The sequence below is a fragment of the Mesorhizobium sp. KACC 23794 genome (assembly GCF_052180275.1).
GTDB lineage: Bacteria > Pseudomonadota > Alphaproteobacteria > Rhizobiales > Rhizobiaceae > Kumtagia.
This window is the reverse complement of the sequence record NZ_CP197465.1, coordinates 5,761,723-5,779,997: the sequence shown is the minus strand read 5'-3', so window position 1 is coordinate 5,779,997 and position 18,275 is coordinate 5,761,723. Positions and strand designations below refer to the sequence as shown.

Here is an 18,275-nt window from a genome sequence, read left to right as displayed (position 1 = left end):
TGGAGTGATCGACATGGCGTTATTGAGCGTAATCCGACGCTGGCATTTTCGAGAGAATCTATCGATCCGTGAGATTGGCCGTAGGACTGGCCTGTCGCGGAACACCATCCGCAAATATCTACGCTCTGATGGCGTGGAGCCTCAGTTCAAGGTTCCGGAGCGGCCGAGCAAGCTTGACCCGTTTGCCGACCGTTTGTCGGCCTGGCTGAGGGCGGAAGCAAAGAAGAACCGCAAACAGAAGCGGACCGTCAAGCAGTTCCATTCCGATCTGGTGAGCCTTGGCTATGAGGGGTCTTACGGTCGTGTTGCTGCTTTCGCCCGGGAGTGGAAGGCAAATCTTCAGAGGGAATTGCAGACGACAGGACGAGGGACATTCGTGCCGCTGGCGTTCGAGCCTGGAGAGGCGTTCCAGTTCGATTGGTCCGAGGATTGGGCCATCATCGGCAACGAGCGCACCAAGCTGCAGGTGGCGCATACGAAGCTCAGCTACTCCAGGGCCTTCATCGTTCGAGCCTATCTGCTGCAGACGCACGAGATGCTGTTCGACGCCCACAATCATGCCTTCCGTGTCTTTGGCGGCGTTCCCCGGCGCGGCATCTACGACAACATGCGCACGGCGATCGACAAGGTCGGGCGCGGCAAGGAGCGCGACGTCAACGTCCGCTTCATGGCGATGGCCAGCCACTACCTGTTCGAACCCGAGTTCTGCAATCCAGCGTCAGGCTGGGAGAAGGGGCAGGTCGAGAAGAACGTCCAGGATGCGCGTCATCGCCTGTGGCAACCCATTCCGCGCTTTGCCTCGCTCGAAGCCCTGAACGACTGGCTGGAGCTTCGATGCAAGGAGTTTTGGCAGAAGACCCCGCATGGAAAGATGCGCGGCACCATTGCCGATATCTGGGCAGAGGAATCCCAGGCCCTCATGCCGACATCACGTCTCTTCGACGGGTTTGTCGAATACACCAAACGGGTCTCCCCGACCTGTCTCGTGCATTTAGAGCGCAACCGCTACAGCGTTCCGGCATCCTTTGCCAATCGGCCTGTCAGCGTTCGGATCTATCCGGATCGCATCGTTGTTGCCGCGGAGGGTTTGATCCTCTGTGAGCATCGCCGCATCATCGATCGCTCGCATGATCGGCCGGGTCAGACGATCTATGACTGGCGCCACTATCTGGCTGTTGTTCAGCGCAAACCAGGCGCGCTGCGCAACGGAGCACCGTTTGCTGAACTCCCCGATGCGTTCAGGAATTTGCAACAACACTTGCTCAAGAAGCCAGGCGGCGATCGCGAGATGGTCGACATCCTGGCGCTCGTCTTGCAACACGACGAGCAGGCCGTGCTATGTGCCGTGGAGATGGCGTTGGAAGCCGGCGTTCCAACCAAAACCCATGTGCTGAATCTGCTCCATCGTCTGATCGACGGCAAATCGCTCACACCCCCGACCATCAGTGCTCCTCAGGCCCTAACGCTCACCAATGAGACGAAGGCAAACGTCGAGCGCTACGATGCCTTGAGGAAGGCCGCAGAGGTGCGCCATGCGTCATAACCCTGCCAGCGGCGCAATAGTCATCATGCTTCGAAGCCTGAAGATGCACGGCATGGCGCAAGCTGTCGGCGAACTCACCGAACAGGGGGCGCCCGCATTTGAAGCCGCCATTCCGATCCTGTCGCAACTGCTGAAGGCCGAAACGGCGGAACGGGAGGTCAGGTCCACAGCCTATCAGCTCAAGACGGCGCGCTTTCCAGCCTATCGCGATCTCAATGGCTTTGACTTCGCCAGCAGTGAGATAAACGAGGCCCTGGTGCGTCAGCTTCATCGTGGCGAGTTCATCGATGACGCCAACAATGTTGTCCTCGTCGGCGGCCCAGGCACAGGCAAAACCCATATTGCGACCGCGCTTGGCGTGCAGGCCATCGAGCATCATCACAAACGGGTTCGCTTCTTCTCGACTGTCGAGTTGGTCAATGCGCTCGAACAGGAAAAGGCACAGGGACGATCAGGCCAGATCGCCAATCGCCTCGTGCATTCCGATCTCGTTATCCTGGATGAGCTCGGCTATCTGCCGTTCAGCGCATCAGGTGGCGCATTGCTCTTCCATCTGCTGAGCAAGCTCTACGAACGCACCAGCGTGATCATCACCACAAACCTCAGCTTCAGCGAGTGGGCGACCGTTTTTGGCGATGCCAAGATGACAACCGCGCTTCTCGACCGGCTGACCCATCACTGCCACATCCTGGAGACCGGGAACGACAGCTTCCGGTTCAAGAACAGCTCTGCCCAAGAGCCGAAAAGAGCAAAGGAGAAAGCTAGAACCTTGACCGTCCCCGCAGAACCAAAACATACATGAAGGGCGGGTCACTTCTCGGTGAAAATGCCGGGTCAGTTCTCAGTGAAAATCAACAGCGGCTTCACCGACAGGACAGGCGTGTGCCGCGACTTTGCCCATCTTGCGATCACGCTCTGCCGTTGCATGAACATTCCGGCACGCTACTGCACGGGCTATCTCGGCGACATCGGCGTTCCGCCCGTTCCCGATCCGATGGATTTCAGTGCCTGGTTCCAGGCTTATCTGGGCGGCAACTGGTACACTTTCGATGCGCGCCACAACAAGCCGAGGATCGGGCGGATCCTGATGGCGACCGGCCGGGATGCCACGGACGTGGCGCTTTCGACCAGCTTTGGCCAATCGCAACTGGTAAGGTTCGAGGTTGTCACAGACGAGGTGACTTAAGCCGCGGTCGCCTTGAGCGGGCCGATCGCCGTGACGCCGGTCTTTGTCTTGGGCGAAGCCCCCTGTTTATTGCGGCTCAAACCTAACACCCAGTCAGCCAGCGGTGACCGAAATAGTGGCGTGCCAACCAGCCAACCCATATGGTTTGTGGGTTCAAGGCAACATTTCCCGGAGGGATTTTGAGGCTGCTGAGGACCTAATGGGGCTGCAAGACGCATAATGGTATTTGACCGACCAGTTGAGCAGATCTTGGGAATTGGCGCACTCGTGCTTCTAGGCGTCGGGTGCATTGTTGTTCTCTGGCCATTCCTCTCTGCCCTGATTTGGGCGGCTGTGCTCTGCTTCTCCACTTGGCCAATCTACATCTGGTTCGAGGGACTTTTGGGAGGAAGGAGGACGCCTGCCGCGCTTCTCATGACACTCCTTGTAGCAGCCGTCGTCGTGGCTCCCTTTGCTATCTTGGTGGCAACACTGGCCGATAGTGTGGCCACCGTAGCCCAGGCGGTGAACCGCCTTCTTGAGCAAGGCCCACCCGCGCCGCCTGCCTGGGTAGCCGAAATCCCGTTCATAGGAGAGCGCCTGGCACTCTACTGGCAGGGCCTGGCCTACAATGCACCGGCCTTCCTCGTCGAACTGACGAAGCTGATCCGTCCCGCGACCGACATCGCGGTAGCCAGCGGTGCCGTTCTGGGCGTCGGACTCCTCGAACTGGTCCTAAGCGTGTTCATCGCGTTCTTCTTTTATCGGTACGGGCGCCAAATGGCAGCTTCCGCGCACGGCAGTTCCGAGCGGATCGGTGGCACTCGCGCCCGCCATCTGCTTTTGGTTGCCGGATCAACAGTCACCGGGGTGGTCTACGGTGTAATCGGGACGGCTATTGCGCAAGGACTGTTGGCCGGGCTCGGGTTTTGGATAGCTGGTGTGCCCCAGGCCCTGCTGCTCGGCTTCATCACCTTTCTTCTGTCCTTCGTGCCCGCCGCCCCTCCGCTGGTCTGGGGGTCTGTCGCGCTGTGGTTGTTCTTTCAGGGAGAGGTTGGCTGGAGCATCTTTGTCGCCGGTTGGGGTCTGCTGCTGGTGAGCAGCATAGACAACCTGTTGAGGCCCTATCTTCTCACGCAAGCGAACAGTCTGCCCGTGTTGCTCAGTTTCTTCGGCTTCCTCGGCGGCATTTTGGCCTTCGGCTTCATCGGCGTATTCCTCGGCCCGGTGCTGTTGGCTGTTGGATATAGCCTGTTTCTCGAATGGCAGGCGACGGACAGTCAAGAGAGGCAGCCTCATGTTGATTGATCTACCCGCGGAAGACGTCGCGTGCCGCGCACAGCGCAGTGTCAAAAACATTGTGGGAGGCGGCCGTCCTGGTCGCCTCCGGCCTCCTGGATTGTTATCGTCAGCCCTTGATTGCGATCCGCTTGGCCTGCGATTGTGCCTTGGCGGTTTTGGGCAAGATCACCGTCAGCACGCCATTGCGGAAGTGTGCATCAACCTCGTCCTGCTCGACCTCGTAACCGAGCGGGATGCGGCGCTCGAACCGGCCGTAAACTCGCTCGGAGAACTGGCGGTCCTTGTCCTCAGTTTCCGAACGCTTCTCACCCTTGAGCGTCAGCACACCGTCATCGAGCAGGACCTCGATGTCCTTCTCCTCCAAGCCGGGCACCTCCGCCGTGATGCGGATTTCCTTCTCAGTGTCGGAAATCTCGACGCTTGGCCAATTGACGCCACGCGCGGCAAAGCCGCCAAACGGCGGCAGCCGCGTATCGAAGCCGCGGAAGACGTCGTCGAACAACCGGTTCATCTCGCGATGCAGTGCCATGAAAGGATCCCGGTCGTTATCGCGATAAACGGCCGGCGTCTGGTTATTGTCCCGTCTCCACGGGATGAGATCACGAATGGTCATCTATCTTCTCCTTGTGCTTGCATAGAGCAGAACGGTCCTGGACGCCGGCAATGCTGCCGGCGCCGGGGGGATCATCATGTCTCTGGTGAGCTGCGCCCTACGCGGCCTGCTTCTTCGCCTAGATCTGCGCGACCTTCGCCGTGGCATCGCCGGCTGCTATGGCGATGCGCCGGGGCTTCATCTCCTCAGGCACCTCACGCACCAGGTCGATGATCAAAAGGCCGTTTGCCAGCGAAGCCCCGCCGACCTTGACGTGATCGGCAAGTTCGAAGCGGCGGGCGAAACGCAGCGCCGCAAGCCCACGGTGCAGGTACTCGGCGCCTTCCTCTTCGTTCCGCTCGCCGGTGACGACCAGAAGGTTCGGCTCCAGCGTGATGTCGAGATCGCCCTCGGCAAAGCCCGCCACCGCGATGGTGATGCGATAGGAGTTCTCACCGGTGCGAGCGATGTCGTAGGGCGGCCAGTTATCGACGGCCTGAAGCCGGCTCGCGTTTTCGAGCAGGTTGAAGACCCGGTCAAAGCCGATGCTCGACCGGTAGAGCGGGGAGAAGTCGAATGCGGTTCTCATAGCTATATCCTCCAATGAGCAACATAGACATGAGGAGCGCCAAGAAGCCGGCGCTCCCTGACTGTACCGGCCCCGTCTGGCGACCGGCAAATTGGATTTGGGAACTGTTTTTTGTTGCGTCAAGACCTCGAAGAGATGCTGAAAGCGAACGGGAAACTGTCAGGGCGAAACATCGCTCGGAGGCAGCGTGGCCACTGCGATGCTTTGGGCGGACGACCCGTTCTCGGGCCTGTCAACGAGACCGCAATCGCGGAGATATTTGCGACCGGGCTTCCTTCAGGAACTGTGAAAGGCCTCGGCTTGGCACGAATACGAGAATTGATGGGTGAACGCCGGCCGGTACCGGGAATCGTTGCTGCGCTGGTCGAACTGCCAGATCCGGACGAGCGTCAATAGCGCCTTTCAGTGTATCGCTATGAGCCCGTCGATCGCCTTCCACTCGGACGGCTTGATCAGACGATTGTGCGCGACGCGCACCGAATGTAGTGCCCCCTCCAGTTCACGTTCCCAATAGCTGAGGAAACTCTTCAACTCGGGAAACTCGGGCGCGAGGTCGTAGTCCTGCCAGACATAGAGCTGCAACAGGCTCGGGTGATCCGGAAGATGATAGTGGATCTCGGCTGTCGTGAGGCCGTAGCCTTCCATCTGCAGGCGGAACTCCCTGCTGACCCTCGTCACCATATGATTCTCCTTTTGCGAACCTCAGGCATCCAGCCTGTCGAAGCTGTGAGAGAACTCGCACGATGCGGATTGGCGCGCCGATGCATCGCTGTCGAGCTGCCGCAGCGCATCCATGATCTGATCGAAGGAGATTGGCTGCTCAGCACCCGGCGGCTGCCGCAGCGCCGGCATCGATTCCACGGCGCAGGCATCCGAAGCCCAGGACGACAGGATTGCGCGCTTTTCCTGAAGTTCGAGCGTGGCGTCGCTGAGCACGTCGTCGGGGTGCTTGAAGTGCCTGGCCGGCGACAGCAGGCGGTCAAGCGAAAGGTCGGACGTTTCGGGGGCGAGCGAGGGAATGATCGGCGAGAATTTCTGTCGGTTCATCGATGTCCTCCGTCTGCAAAAAACTCCTCAATTGCGTTCAGTTTCCGGCTGCACAGGGGCGGCACTGGGCTCGGATAATTTTGTTGGATCGCCGCGAAATTTCAAGCAGGAAAATTACAGCTCGAACGAAATAGCTGCGTGATAACAGTCTGTTGGCACCTGAAAAGTTGCGAGTGCTAAAATTTTTGTGCCGACCTCTTGAAACCGGAAAATTCCAAAACTAGCTCGATATTCGCGCGATGCCCGAGAGGCGTCGGCGCACCCCGCATCGAACCGATATTGCCGGCCGGGTGCGGAGGAACCTCAAAATCTGTTTGTCCATGAGGAGAACGACATGACGTTCCGTCCATTGCATGACCGTATCCTGGTCCGCCGCATCGAAGCCGACGAAAAGACGGCCGGCGGCATCATCATCCCCGACACCGCCAAGGAAAAGCCGCAGGAAGGCGAGGTCGTCGCCGTCGGCCCAGGCGCCCGCAACGAGGCCGGCCAGCTTCAGCCGCTCGACGTCAAGGCGGGCGACCGCATCCTGTTCGGCAAATGGTCCGGCACCGAGGTCAAGCTCGACCGCGAGGACCTCATCATCATGAAGGAAAGCGACGTGATGGGCGTGATCGAGCAGACCGCCACGCTGAAGAAGGCCGCCTGACGGCTTCTTCGAACGTCAACCAGTCAATGAAAGCTGCCTAACTTTGAAGGAGTGATCCAATGGCTGCAAAGGAAGTAAAGTTTCATACCGAAGCCCGGGAAAAGCTGCTGCGCGGCGTCGATATCCTCGCCAATGCGGTGAAGGTGACGCTCGGTCCGAAGGGCCGCAATGTCGTCATCGACAAGTCGTTCGGCGCGCCACGCATCACCAAGGATGGTGTGACGGTCGCCAAGGAAATCGAGCTCGAGGACAAGTTCGAGAACATGGGCGCGCAGATGGTGCGCGAAGTGGCGTCGAAGACCAATGATCTTGCCGGCGACGGCACCACCACCGCGACCGTGCTGGCCCAGGCTATCGTCAAGGAAGGCGCCAAGGCGGTGGCCTCCGGCATGAACCCGATGGACCTGAAGCGCGGCATCGACAAGGCGGTGGATGCTGTCGTCGCGGAACTGAAGAGCAATGCCCGCAAGGTGACCAAGAACGACGAGATCGCTCAGGTCGGCACCATCTCGGCCAATGGCGATGCCGAGATCGGCCGCTTCCTTGCCGAGGCGATGGAAAAGGTCGGCAACGAAGGTGTCATCACCGTCGAGGAAGCCAAGACCGCCGAGACCGAACTTGAGGTGGTCGAGGGCATGCAGTTCGACCGCGGCTATCTCAGCCCGTACTTCATCACCAACCAGGACAAGATGCGCGTCGAGCTCGAAGAGCCCTATGTGCTGATCCACGAGAAGAAGCTGTCCAACCTGCAGGCGATGCTGCCGGTGCTGGAAGCGGTGGTTCAGTCGGGCAAGCCGCTGCTGATCATCGCCGAGGATGTCGAGGGCGAGGCGCTGGCGACGCTGGTCGTCAACAGGCTCCGTGGCGGACTCAAGGTGGCAGCCGTCAAGGCGCCGGGTTTCGGTGACCGTCGCAAGGCCATGCTGGAGGACATCGCGATCCTCACCGGCGGCACGGCGATCTCGGAAGATCTCGGCATCAAGCTGGAAAACGTGACGCTGCAGATGCTCGGCCGCGCCAAGAAGGTGGTGATCGAGAAGGAAAACACCACCATCGTTGACGGTGTCGGCCGCAAGGAGGAGATCCAGGGCCGCGTCGCCCAGATCAAGGCGCAGATCGAGGAGACGACCTCCGATTATGATCGCGAGAAACTGCAGGAGCGATTGGCGAAGCTGGCCGGTGGCGTTGCCGTCATCCGTGTCGGCGGCTCGACCGAGGTAGAGGTCAAGGAGCGCAAGGATCGCGTCGATGACGCGCTGCATGCAACGCGCGCTGCGGTCGAGGAAGGGGTTCTGCCGGGTGGCGGCGTCGCACTGCTGAGGGCCGCCAAGGCTCTTGATGCGGTGCAGGTCGATAATCCCGACCAGAAGACCGGCGTCGAGATCGTGCGCCGCGCCATCGAAACCCCGGTTCGCCAGATCGCCGAGAATGCCGGCGCCGAGGGCTCGATCATTGTCGGCAAGCTGCGCGAGAAGAGCGAGTTCGGCTGGGGCTGGAACGCCCAGACCAATGAGTTCGGCGATCTGTACAGCCAGGGTGTCATCGACCCGGCCAAGGTCGTGCGCACCGCCCTCCAGGACGCGGCATCGGTCGCCGGTCTGCTCGTCACCACCGAGGCGATGGTGGCCGAGAAGCCGAAGAAGGAAGCGCCGGTTCCTGCAATGCCGGGCGGTGGCGGAATGGACTTCTGAGATCTCGATGAAGCTGCCCGCTCCCTGATCGGGGGCGGGCGTCTGTCAGACCGACTTCGGAGGATGCCATGAATATGATGACAGGTATTGGAAGCGTTCCGTCTCCGACACATCCGGCCAAAGAGTATCTGGCCCACGAAACGGAGTGCAGGAGCGCGCTGAAGCCGCTGCTGGACGAACTGCTCGACATGGCCGAATCCGCCGGTTGGAGCCGCCGGACGGCTGCTTCGACACTGATGTTCCTCGCCGCGCAGCACGTGTCGGCATCGGCGACATCCGTGAGCAGCGGATCGTGAAGCGCAGGCCTCGCTTCCGGGCGAGGTCTTGCCGGTCTTGAGGATGGTGGAAGCCCGCGCGAGCTCCACCGAACCGCAGGGAGGTTCGACATGATTCCAGGACGATTGCGTGAATGTCTGAAGACTCTGAGATGGAGCGCGGCAGACCTCGCCGAACAAATCGGCTGTCCCGAAAGCGAGGTGACTACCTGGCTTGACGGACGGGCCGTCGCGCCGATTGCAATAGCAGCCTGGCTCGAGGCACTGGTCAAGGCCCACAGGCCTCTGCCACCGCCCTGCTTAAGCAGCCCGAAATCCACTCCGGTCAACGGACCGATCAAGGTGGCAGATGTCGATATCGCCACCCGGAAAATCACGCATCCGGGGCAGGACGGCATCATCGTGCAGTCCGCCTATCCACGCCGTGCCACTCACGCGACTACCGCACTTCACGCGCCGCCAGGACATCGGAAGGGAGTTTCGAACCATGCAACACAACCGCTTTGAGGAACCCGTCACGGTCCTGGTCGGCATGGGCTTGCCCGCAAGGATCGAGACTGTGATGGAAGCATACGCCCTGCTTCAGGACTGGCCTGCTGCGAACCGCAACAGCGCTCATGCCATTGCTCTCAATGCCTGCAAGGCCGGTATTGGCGGCGAGATAGATGCCGAGACGGTGCGATCAACGTTCGCCGCCTTTGCCCGTCGCCACGACATACTCGTTCCGGACATGGACGCGCTGATGCCCGCAGTATCGACAGCATCGTCTTCCAGCGCAAATACCAGGACTTAAACGACAGGGTTAGGCCACCGGCGTGGGCAAGTCGGTGGCCTATTTGCAAATCAAGCGCTTTTTGCCATTGCTGGCCGGTTGTAGATCGATTGCGTAGGAAATTCGAGATGACGACAGATACCAAGGAGACGGAAACCAGAACATTCGAGGCGGATGTCTCGCGGCTGCTCCACATGATGGTGCATTCTGTCTATTCCGACCGGGACGTCTTCCTGCGGGAGTTAATCTCCAATGCCGCCGACGCCTGCGAAAAGCTGCGCTACGAGGCGATCGGCCGTCCCGAACTGCTCGGCGACGATCCGAAGCCGCGCATTACGATCGCCGCCGATCCCGATAAAAAGCAGCTTGTCGTTGAGGACAACGGCATCGGCATGAGGCGCGACGAAATGGCGGAAGCGCTGGGCACTATCGCCCGATCAGGCACGCGTGCATTCGTGGAGCGCCTCGAAGCCGGCAAAGCAAACGAAGACGCGCAACTGATCGGCCAGTTCGGCGTCGGCTTTTACTCGGCCTTCATGGTGGCCGACAGGGTCGATGTAATCAGCCGTCAGGCGGGCAGCGGGGAAGCCTGGCTCTGGTCCTCCGATGGTAAGGGTTCCTATGAGATCGGTTCGGTTGCACCTGGTGAAGCGCCCAAGCGCGGCACCCGTGTCGTGCTCCATCTCATGGAGGACGCCGCCTCCTATACCGAAAGCTATCAGCTCGAACGGCTGGTGAAGTCGCAGTCCGGTCACGTGCCGGTACCCATATCTCTCATCGAGAAGCCCGGCTCGGAGGCGCGTGACATCGCGGACGGCACCGCTCTGTGGGTAAAACCGAAGAGCGAGATCAAGCCGGAGGAATACACGGATTTCTACCGCAGCGTCGCCGGCCAGTATGACGAACCGGCCGCGACGATCCATTTCCGCGCTGAAGGCCGGCAGGAATACAGCGTTCTGGCTTTCGTTCCCGGCTCACGTCCGTTCGATCTCTTCGATCAGGACCGCAAGGGGCGTGTGAAGCTTTACGTGCGGCGCGTTTTCATCACCGACGATGCCGACCTCCTGCCGCGTTATTTGCGCTTCGTCCGCGGGCTGGTCGACTCGGCCGACCTGCCCCTCAACGTCTCGCGCGAGATGATCCAGGAAAGCCCATTGCTGGCCGCGATCCGGAAGGGTGTGACCAACCGTATCCTCGCCGACCTCGCCAAGCTGGCCGAAAACGATGCCGCAGCCTACGCGAAGATCTGGGAGAATTTTGGGGTCGTCCTGAAGGAAGGACTCTACGAGGACTACGAGCGGCGCGAACAGTTACTCAAGCTGGCGCGCTTCTGGTCGACCGGCTTCGGCGAGGAACTGCGCAGCCTCGCCGATTACGTGGCGGCGATGAAGGAGGGTCAGAAGGCGATCTTTTTCATGACCGGCGAAGATCGCGCCCGGCTGGAAGCTTCGCCCCAGCTTGAAGGTTTCAAGGCACGCGGCATTGAAGTCCTGCTGTTGATGGATCCGGTCGACAGCTTCTGGGTGACGATCGCGCCGGAGTTTGAGGGAAAGCCGTTCAAATCGGTAACGCAGGGCGCGGCTGACCTTTCGGACATCCCTTTGCTCGACGGCATGGCAAAGTCCGACACCGAAACGTCATCGGAAATCGCCACGTTTCTGGCCTTCGTCAAGACAGTGCTCGGTGACGCTGTATCCGACGTGAAGCCCTCCGACCGGCTGACGGAAAGCGCGGTCTGCCTGGTCGCGCCGGAGCATGGCCCCGATCGGCAGTTCGAGCGACTGCTCAATGCGGCAGGCCGTCTCGACAAGGCTGCGAAACCTGTTCTGGAAATCAATCCACGGCATGAGCGCATCGCAGCACTTGCAAAGCTTGGAAAGGATGAACGGGCCTTCAAGGAGGACATTGCACATCTTCTCTACGACGAGGCCCGCGTCCTCGACGGCGACAAGCCGGCGGATGCCAAAGCATTCTCGGAACGACTTTCTCGTCTCGTTGTCCGAGGGATGCATAGAAGTTGATCGAGGCAGGTTGGCTAAGCAGCAAGTTGTGATGGATCGCTGCGCGCTAACACGAGAGCGCGCGGCGCGTCGCTATTCCTCCCTGTTTCATACAATAGCCATTGAAGACGGGCCGCTAAGGATCGCGCAACAACCCATCCTTATCGAACGCGTCCCATCCGTTCAGACTGTTCCCTGTTTCATTGTGCGCCCTCTTCGTCCCCACAGGAACGACTTGCGGGGCCCCGCTTGACCGCGTCCGCGCCGCCTTGCCCGCGCCCCGCCGTCTGTTCCCTGCGACCTCCAGCGCGTCCTCCTCTCGCCATAGGGTCGGGAGGTCGCGATCAAGCACGTCTTCGATTTCGCGAGGATCGAAGATGTGGAAGGTAACCTTCCTGGCCCGACCTCGCATCTTGACTGTCCGCGTCCCGATACTCTTGAGCCGGCCATCTTTCAGCCATTTCTGTCGCTCCCGAGAAGAAATGGAAAGGATGTCCTCCGCCTCGCGGGGAAGGACGGGCAGCGCTTCGACCCGCTCAAGCACCTGATCGATTTTCGCCGAGGCCGCCTCGAACTGATCGCGCTCATGCTCCTCCATTTGCATCGCCACGTTCCCGGCTTCAAAGAAAACGCATTTTCGCGCTGCCAAAGGTAACCGGGCTCGAATCTCGCGCTCGATGCGCCTGGTTCTAACCGAGGAGCCCAACGTGGCCGACGCCGGCAGCGGCCAGTTGGCAGATAGGAGATGAGAAGTCGCAGTTGGCATGCTCATCGGGAACTACCCAGCGATTTTGGGTTGCCCGTTTCGGCTTCGGGTCGGTTGAACCCTACTTCCTCCAACAAGCCGCGCATCGTCAGCGCATTCCTTGGGGCAAACCCCTCGTAGTCGTTGTTGAAATAGACCCAGGCTCTCCGCGCGCCGCTGGTGCGAATCTTGTCGGCCCACTCAGTCAGTTCGCTGTCGGAATAGTCATGGCGGTACCAGCGCTTCGGACCGTGCAGCCGCACGTAGACATCATCGGCGGTGCGGACCAGCGCGTCCGGAAGTCGAGGCCCGCTGCAAGAGCAGAATACCGTGCCCGTCCCGCGGAAGGCGGTATAAACGGTGTCGTTCCACCAACTGGCATGACGAAACTCCACCACGTTGCGTCGACTATGGTCAAGCTGACTCAGAATGGCGCCTAGCCGGGCCTCGGTGAAGTGATAGCTGGGCGGCAGTTGGAAGAGGAAGCAGCCCATCCGCTCACCGAGAATGTCGGCGATCAACCCAAAGTCTTTGACCAGAACCTGGATGTCTTCGAACTTCTGGATATGCGTGATCAGCTCACAAACCTTAACCGTGTATAGGAAAGTTTGCGCTCCACACTGGCGCAGCCAGCTTTTCACATTCGCGACGGTCGGCCACGAATAGAAGGAGGCGTTGATTTCAACGGTGTCGAAGCGCGCGGCGTAGTGGCCGAACCATTCGCTTGTTGGAAGCGCTTCTGGGTAAAACGGTCCACGCCATTTCCAATAGAACCAGCCGGAACAGCCGACAAAGGCCGATGCCGCCAAAGCGGTAGACCGGCCTTCCGGAGCCGTCGCCGCCAGCCGGGCCAGGTGCATCTTTTCAGCGCGTCCGATGTTAGCCGCGCGCTGCTTCTCTCGTCGCAGTCTGCGCCTTTCCCGGCGTTCCTCGGGTCCGATTTTGCGCGTTATGACGGCAGTTTCGTTCATGGCAGACCTCCAACCCTCAACGGCGGAGGCGGCCATATGGCTCCGTGTCAGAACCTCTACCTCAGTTGATCAAACGTGCATTGGCGAGGAGCCTTATCCGGTCGCCATCGCAGCAATTTTGTGCCGTGACGGAACCGGTTGTTCGTCACATGGTCAAAGCGCACTTCAACGACCAGTTCAGGTCGAAGCGGTTCCCAGGCAGCACTTCGTTCCGTGCTCCAGCGGCTCGGTCCTCCGGGTGCATTGCCGGTGAAACCGGGAGATTCTCGAAGTCCTTCCAAACGGCGCGTCAATTCCGGACGGGCGGCGTTGGAGATCGTGGAGGTGAAACCGACATGGTCGAGCCTGCCCTGCGAGTCATAGAGGCCAAGCAGCAATGACCCAACCTCGGGCCTGTCAGCAAGATAGCGGAATCCCCCGACCACGCAGTCGGCGGTTCGCATCGGCTTGATCTTCACCATGGCACGCTCGCCGGGCCGGTAGGGGTCGTCCAGCCGCTTCGCCACAATGCCATCCGTCCTGCTGCCCGCGCTCTTCAGCCATTTCATTGCCTGCTTGGCATCCACCGTGGCGGGAGAGAGTTCGAGACCTGCGGCGTCCGATGATTTGACAAACGCCTCCAGGACGGCACGTCGTGCGGCGAGCGGCTGGTCGAGCAGAATTTCTCCGTCGGTGTTGGCCAGCATGTCGAACAGCATCAGCTTAGCAGGCGTTTCCGCCGACAGCTTGCGAATGCGGCTTTCAGCAGGATGCAGACGCATCTGCAAAGCGTCGAAGGAATATTCGCCGAATTGCTCGATCAGGATTTCGCCGTCGACGACGAATTGCGGCACAGACATGCTACGCAAGTGCGCGACAAGCTCGGGAAAATACCGCGCTAGCGGCTTTCCGGACTTGGCGCGAATGTCCACCGCATCTTCGGCTTTGAAGGCTAGGCAACGAAAGCCATCCCATTTCGGCTCATATTGCCAGAGGCCCGCCTCATCAGGGATGGTGGTCGCGAGTTTCGCCTCCACGGGCGCCGTGTCGACTGGCAGAAGAAACTTGGCGGCAGCACTCATCGCATGGTCCGCGCACGGCGCGAGACCGCCCACAGTTCGAGTAATGGTCCCCTACCGCCATAGACTGGGTCCTTTCGCGGCTTCCTGACCCTTGGAATGTCCTGAACCGCGCGCGCATGATCCTCGCTGCTGGTGCATTCGTCGTAGCTCCCATCTGGCGGATAGGCGCCGACGACCAGAAAATCCTCGCTTGCGCCAAGACACTGATGCCCGGTACCGGCAGGCAGCACAGCAACGTCCCCCTCCTTTATCGTCAGTGTACGACCGCGCTTGCCGCCGAATTGTACCCTGGCCGATCCACGCGCGATGCCGAGCACTTCATGGATGCGCGAGTGGTAGTGAACGTAGTCGTAAATCCCGTTCCGCCAGGAACTCTTCCAATCATTCCGCCGGAAGAGATCTTCGAAGATGGCGGCAGGATCAGACTCTGGCGGCAAAGCGGCGGCGCTTCGATAGACGATCAGCGGCCAGTAGGGGTGATTGGGCACAAAGCCGTCGTCCTTGAAATAAAATGTATGGGCTTTGCGCGGGCGGCGGAGGCGTTCCAGATCGTTCTGCGACGGCCTCTGCCAGCCGGTCACCTTCTCGACGAGTTTCTTTCCATTTTCGAGAATAGGCATGTCTACTTTCCCAGGCCTCGCATCGCCGATGCAAACGCGGCCTCTGCACAGCAGTTCCGTGATGAAGGGCCGCACCGCCGCGCACGGTCAAGTTACGGGAACGATTGAGCGAGTTCCGGGTCTATGGGCTACAATACAATTCTGAAGTCTGCTCGATCATGTTATTGGGTCAATTTCGATCCTGCTCGAACTGCTCGGCCCACGGAAGCGGATGCATCCAGACCTCACGCCGGCCGACCCAAAGCTCGTAATCCGGGATGATTGCGGTCGGCGCGTCGTCGAGAGATCCAAGCATGATCTCTGCCTCGTCATCGCGAAGCCACGCGATACGGGCACCGCAGGCGGAGCAAAAACTGCGCTCGGCAAAGACCTTCATCTCGCCGGAACATTCAAACGCTGAAGCTGGCCACACCCCGAAAGGGGTAAAATGGCTGCCGCTGGCTTTGCGGCAATCCAGGCAATGGCAGATGCCGGAACGAAGCGGCTCACCGTTCAGAGTGTAGCGTACTGCCCCACATAGACACCCACCGGTCCGTTTGACCTCTCCAAACATCATAAGCACCTCGGTCCGAGAGAGGTGTGAAAGACGAAACCCGGTTTCAATCTCTGTGCTCCGGCATCTCCTTCAGCTGGTCTTTTGTCCAGGACGTTACGGCGTGAATGTCGCCGTCCTCGTCGCGCATGAAATCGAGTTCGCTGGCAGGCACAGCGACCGGTTTGGCGCCGATTCCGAGAAAGCCGCCGACATCGATGACGACCTGCGCCGTTCCGCCGGCGCCGTGAACGTGAGACACGGAGCCGAGGTTCTCGTCGTCCGGCCCGTAGATCGTGGCCCCTTCAAGGTTGGCTGGATTCAATTCCGCTTCGCTCAGACGAACATGATTGCTGTGATCCATGGCAGGGCTCTCCTTTTGAGTTCGGAGATAAATTCACAGGCTGGCGAACCGTTCCCACTCTGGAAGGTGCGGAGATCGACGAGGTCGCCTGCCAATATTAGGGAGGGTGTTCGGCCCGTTCCGTGCCTTTGCCGATCAAGCCGCCATCAAAGGAGAGACTGCCGGGCCATTCAAGACCGTGCCGTCCGGGGCGAAATGCGAGCCGTGACAGGAGCAGTCCCAGCACTGCTCTGTAGAATTCCAGGCCACCTCGCATCCAGAATGCGTGCAGGTCGCCGAATGCTGATGGAGTTTTCCATCGAGATCGCGACAAGCGGCGATCCTGCGCAGGCCATCGCGCAGAATCCCGCCTTGCCCGGGTTGCAGCTCCTCCACGGACTTCAACTCGCCGGGCAGCACATATCCCGCGAGATTCCTGACCGCGGACAGATTTTCTCGGACGTAGTTGACCACGCCCGAGGGCGTCTTGCGCGCCGGCTCATACACCGCCGTCCATGGGTTCTCTTTGCCCGAAATCAGATCTTTCAGGAGGAGGCCGGACAGCACGCCATGCGTCATGCCCTGGCCGGAGTCGCCGGTGACGACATAGACGGACTTGCTGCCGGGATTGAGACCGATGAAGGCACAGTAATCGATCGTATCCAGAACCTGTCCCGACCAGCGCGTGACCGCCTTGCCCAAGTTTGGCACGAGCGCGCGTATCCAGGCTTCAATCGCCTCGAAACGGATGTCGCCCTCGTCGGCCTCGCCGGATTTGTGATCGGCCCCACCAGCGATCAGATAGTCGACCGATCCCGGACCAGGATTCATCCGAACATAGTGATAGGGATCGCCGGTGTCCCAGAACAGCGCGTCGGGCAGGGTGCCGCGCGGCAGGGTGAAGGCCATTGCATAGGTGCGATAAGGCGACATCTTGCTATGGAGCTGGAAACGATCGTTGATCGGCGAATTCGTCGCCACGACCGCCGATCCCGCTTGGATCACACCGCCGTTCTCGGTGGAGACGCGCACGCCGCCCTCAGGCAATTCCTCGACGGAGATCACGGGGCTATTGGCGAAGATGCGGCCGCCTTTGTCGCGGATCGCTGACGCTAGGCCACGGAGATATCGCAATGGATGGAAGGTGGCCTGGTTCGGATAACGCAGGACAGGCGCCTTCTCAAAACCATTGAGCGGCACACCGGTCACGAGCTCGGCGGCAGCCCCGACCTTTCGTGCCGCATCGAATTCCTTCTGGCGCTGATCGCGGGCTTCCTTTGGCTCGACGCCCATCGCCGGGAACAGGAAGGCGTCGAGACGGCGGAAATTGCAGTCAATGCCAAGCTGAGCGACGTTCTCCTCGATGCGCGCGACGGCCGCCTCCTGGCTTTTCTGGAAGAGCCGCGCGGTCTCTACGCCTCGAAGATTGATCAGCGTGCTCAAGCCGTCGTCGCAGATCGGCGCCAGGTGTGCTGTCGTTCGCGAAGTCATGCCGCCGGCAATCGGCCCGCGGTCGATGACGATCACCTTCTGTCCGATGCTGGCGAGTTCGTAGGCGACCGACAGCCCGGCGATACCGGATCCGATGATGACGGTATCGCAGCTCGTCTTGCCCGAAAATTTCGGCGCGTCAGGATAGACCTCCACTTTCATCCAGAGCGATCGGGTCTGTGCACCACGCGCGTTCATAAGGGGCCTCCGACCGCAGCCGGTCAACTCGAAGCCTTCTCGTTGACTTTTCGCTCGGCGATGGTGGTCAACTTTTTATCGGCCGCCTTTTCCTCGTTGAGCGTCGTGGCCAAAAGTCTGGCAACAGCCTCTTTCCCGCTCTCTTCTGCCCACGCGATCAGGGTTCCGTAGCGGGTGATCTCGTAGTGTTCGACCGCCTGCCCTGCGGCGATCAATGCGGCGTCGAGGACCTTTTTCTCGGCAACTTCGCCGGCGATACCGTTCGCTTCCTTGATGATGCCGTCGATTGCCGGGCAGGTCGTCCCCTTTGGCTTCTCGCCGATGAGCTCGAAGGCTTGCTCGAGCCGCTGCACATGCTTTTCTGTTTCGGCGAGGTGCGCCTTGAAGGCGGCCGTCAGGTCGCGGTTGGTCGCCTTTTCGACCATATCGGGCAGAGCATTCAGTATTTGCTTTTCGGCATAGTAGATGTCCTGCAGCACGTGCAGGAACAGATCGTCCATCGTCTTGATGTCTTTCGTAAACAGACCCACGGTGCGCTCCTGGATTTGATTTGGAAAAGAGTCTGTTGAGAACGCGCGGCCCGAACGCCCGTTCCGGCCAATCTAACTGCGTGCGTCATTGGCCTGGGCGCTGTAGGAACGATTGCCTCCGTCCATCGTTGCGACTTGTCGGGCTGATGTCCGGCCAAT

20 protein-coding genes and 1 pseudogene are annotated in these 18,275 nt (G+C 60.2%); 9 read left to right on the top strand and 12 right to left on the bottom strand.

Annotated features, from left to right (window positions below; all coding sequences use genetic code 11):
* Positions 1-13 precede the first annotated feature (13 nt).
* From istA to ACSBOB_RS28170, 4 genes and pseudogenes are all read left to right on the top strand, one after another.
* Positions 14-1,543, top strand: a complete 1,530-nt coding sequence (gene istA / locus ACSBOB_RS28185; RefSeq protein WP_442583861.1) for an IS21 family transposase — start codon at positions 14-16, stop codon at positions 1,541-1,543.
* Positions 1,533-2,345 (top strand): IS21-like element helper ATPase IstB, encoded by an 813-nt coding sequence (istB, locus tag ACSBOB_RS28180; RefSeq protein WP_442577702.1) that lies wholly within the window; start codon positions 1,533-1,535, stop codon positions 2,343-2,345. The genes istA and istB overlap by 11 nt, the downstream gene beginning before the upstream one ends.
* A 57-nt stretch (positions 2,346-2,402) precedes the next feature.
* A pseudogene (locus ACSBOB_RS28175) lies at positions 2,403-2,729 on the top strand (transglutaminase-like domain-containing protein); the annotation flags it as partial.
* A gap of 216 nt (positions 2,730-2,945) precedes the next feature.
* The gene (locus ACSBOB_RS28170) at positions 2,946-4,016 is read left to right on the top strand and encodes an AI-2E family transporter (protein WP_442583860.1); all 1,071 of its coding nucleotides are present in this window, start codon (positions 2,946-2,948) and stop codon (positions 4,014-4,016) included.
* Between the two features lie 100 nt (positions 4,017-4,116).
* On the opposite strand, the gene ACSBOB_RS28165 is transcribed toward ACSBOB_RS28170, so the two are convergent.
* From ACSBOB_RS28165 to ACSBOB_RS28150, 4 genes are all read right to left on the bottom strand, one after another.
* On the bottom strand, positions 4,117-4,623 hold the full coding sequence (locus ACSBOB_RS28165) for an Hsp20/alpha crystallin family protein (RefSeq protein ID WP_442579330.1): 507 nt from the start codon (positions 4,621-4,623) through the stop codon (positions 4,117-4,119).
* 118 nt (positions 4,624-4,741) lie between these two features.
* Positions 4,742-5,191, bottom strand: coding sequence for an Hsp20 family protein (locus ACSBOB_RS28160; protein ID WP_442579329.1), 450 nt, complete (start codon positions 5,189-5,191; stop codon positions 4,742-4,744).
* A 402-nt stretch (positions 5,192-5,593) separates the two neighbouring features.
* Entirely contained in the window at positions 5,594-5,872 is a 279-nt protein-coding gene (locus tag ACSBOB_RS28155; RefSeq protein ID WP_442579328.1) for an usg protein, read from the bottom strand.
* Between the two features lie 21 nt (positions 5,873-5,893).
* Positions 5,894-6,238 carry a hypothetical protein gene (locus tag ACSBOB_RS28150; RefSeq protein WP_292772849.1) on the bottom strand — a complete coding sequence of 115 codons (345 nt, stop codon included), beginning with the start codon at positions 6,236-6,238 and terminating at the stop codon, positions 5,894-5,896.
* 334 nt (positions 6,239-6,572) lie between these two features.
* On the opposite strand from ACSBOB_RS28150, the gene ACSBOB_RS28145 reads away from it, so the two are divergent.
* The 5 genes from ACSBOB_RS28145 (at position 6,573) to htpG (ending at position 11,646) form a co-directional block, all read left to right on the top strand.
* On the top strand, positions 6,573-6,887 hold the full coding sequence (locus ACSBOB_RS28145) for a co-chaperone GroES (RefSeq protein WP_442579327.1): 315 nt from the start codon (positions 6,573-6,575) through the stop codon (positions 6,885-6,887).
* A 59-nt stretch (positions 6,888-6,946) separates the two neighbouring features.
* Positions 6,947-8,578, top strand: coding sequence for a chaperonin GroEL (groL, locus tag ACSBOB_RS28140; protein WP_442579326.1), 1,632 nt, complete (start codon positions 6,947-6,949; stop codon positions 8,576-8,578).
* A gap of 68 nt (positions 8,579-8,646) precedes the next feature.
* Entirely contained in the window at positions 8,647-8,874 is a 228-nt protein-coding gene (locus ACSBOB_RS28135; RefSeq protein WP_442579325.1) for a hypothetical protein, read from the top strand.
* 466 nt (positions 8,875-9,340) lie between these two features.
* Positions 9,341-9,646, top strand: coding sequence for a DUF982 domain-containing protein (locus ACSBOB_RS28130; RefSeq protein ID WP_442579324.1), 306 nt, complete (start codon positions 9,341-9,343; stop codon positions 9,644-9,646).
* A 107-nt stretch (positions 9,647-9,753) separates the two neighbouring features.
* Positions 9,754-11,646 carry a molecular chaperone HtpG gene (htpG, locus tag ACSBOB_RS28125; protein WP_442579323.1) on the top strand — a complete coding sequence of 631 codons (1,893 nt, stop codon included), beginning with the start codon at positions 9,754-9,756 and terminating at the stop codon, positions 11,644-11,646.
* 115 nt (positions 11,647-11,761) lie between these two features.
* Here the strand turns inward: htpG and ACSBOB_RS28120 are convergent, their stop codons facing one another.
* The 8 genes from ACSBOB_RS28120 to ACSBOB_RS28085 form a co-directional block, all read right to left on the bottom strand.
* Positions 11,762-12,397: a hypothetical protein gene (locus ACSBOB_RS28120; RefSeq protein WP_442579322.1), complete on the bottom strand. Its 636-nt coding sequence runs from the start codon at positions 12,395-12,397 to the stop codon at positions 11,762-11,764.
* The gene (locus ACSBOB_RS28115; protein ID WP_442579321.1) at positions 12,394-13,341 is read right to left on the bottom strand and encodes a DUF72 domain-containing protein; all 948 of its coding nucleotides are present in this window, start codon (positions 13,339-13,341) and stop codon (positions 12,394-12,396) included. The genes ACSBOB_RS28120 and ACSBOB_RS28115 overlap by 4 nt, the downstream gene beginning before the upstream one ends.
* A gap of 56 nt (positions 13,342-13,397) precedes the next feature.
* Positions 13,398-14,402: an ATP-dependent DNA ligase gene (locus ACSBOB_RS28110; RefSeq protein ID WP_442579320.1), complete on the bottom strand. Its 1,005-nt coding sequence runs from the start codon at positions 14,400-14,402 to the stop codon at positions 13,398-13,400.
* Positions 14,399-15,022 carry a cupin domain-containing protein gene (locus ACSBOB_RS28105; RefSeq protein ID WP_442579319.1) on the bottom strand — a complete coding sequence of 208 codons (624 nt, stop codon included), beginning with the start codon at positions 15,020-15,022 and terminating at the stop codon, positions 14,399-14,401. The genes ACSBOB_RS28110 and ACSBOB_RS28105 overlap by 4 nt, the downstream gene beginning before the upstream one ends.
* Positions 15,023-15,191: 169 nt before the next feature.
* Positions 15,192-15,575 carry a GFA family protein gene (locus ACSBOB_RS28100; protein WP_442583859.1) on the bottom strand — a complete coding sequence of 128 codons (384 nt, stop codon included), beginning with the start codon at positions 15,573-15,575 and terminating at the stop codon, positions 15,192-15,194.
* 46 nt (positions 15,576-15,621) lie between these two features.
* Positions 15,622-15,918, bottom strand: a complete 297-nt coding sequence (locus ACSBOB_RS28095; protein WP_442579318.1) for a PRC-barrel domain-containing protein — start codon at positions 15,916-15,918, stop codon at positions 15,622-15,624.
* A 135-nt stretch (positions 15,919-16,053) separates the two neighbouring features.
* Positions 16,054-17,586 carry an FAD-dependent oxidoreductase gene (locus ACSBOB_RS28090; RefSeq protein ID WP_442583858.1) on the bottom strand — a complete coding sequence of 511 codons (1,533 nt, stop codon included), beginning with the start codon at positions 17,584-17,586 and terminating at the stop codon, positions 16,054-16,056.
* 23 nt (positions 17,587-17,609) lie between these two features.
* A complete protein-coding gene (locus ACSBOB_RS28085; RefSeq protein WP_442579317.1) occupies positions 17,610-18,116 on the bottom strand; it encodes a YciE/YciF ferroxidase family protein in 507 nt (168 codons plus the stop codon).
* Positions 18,117-18,275: the final 159 nt, after the last annotated feature.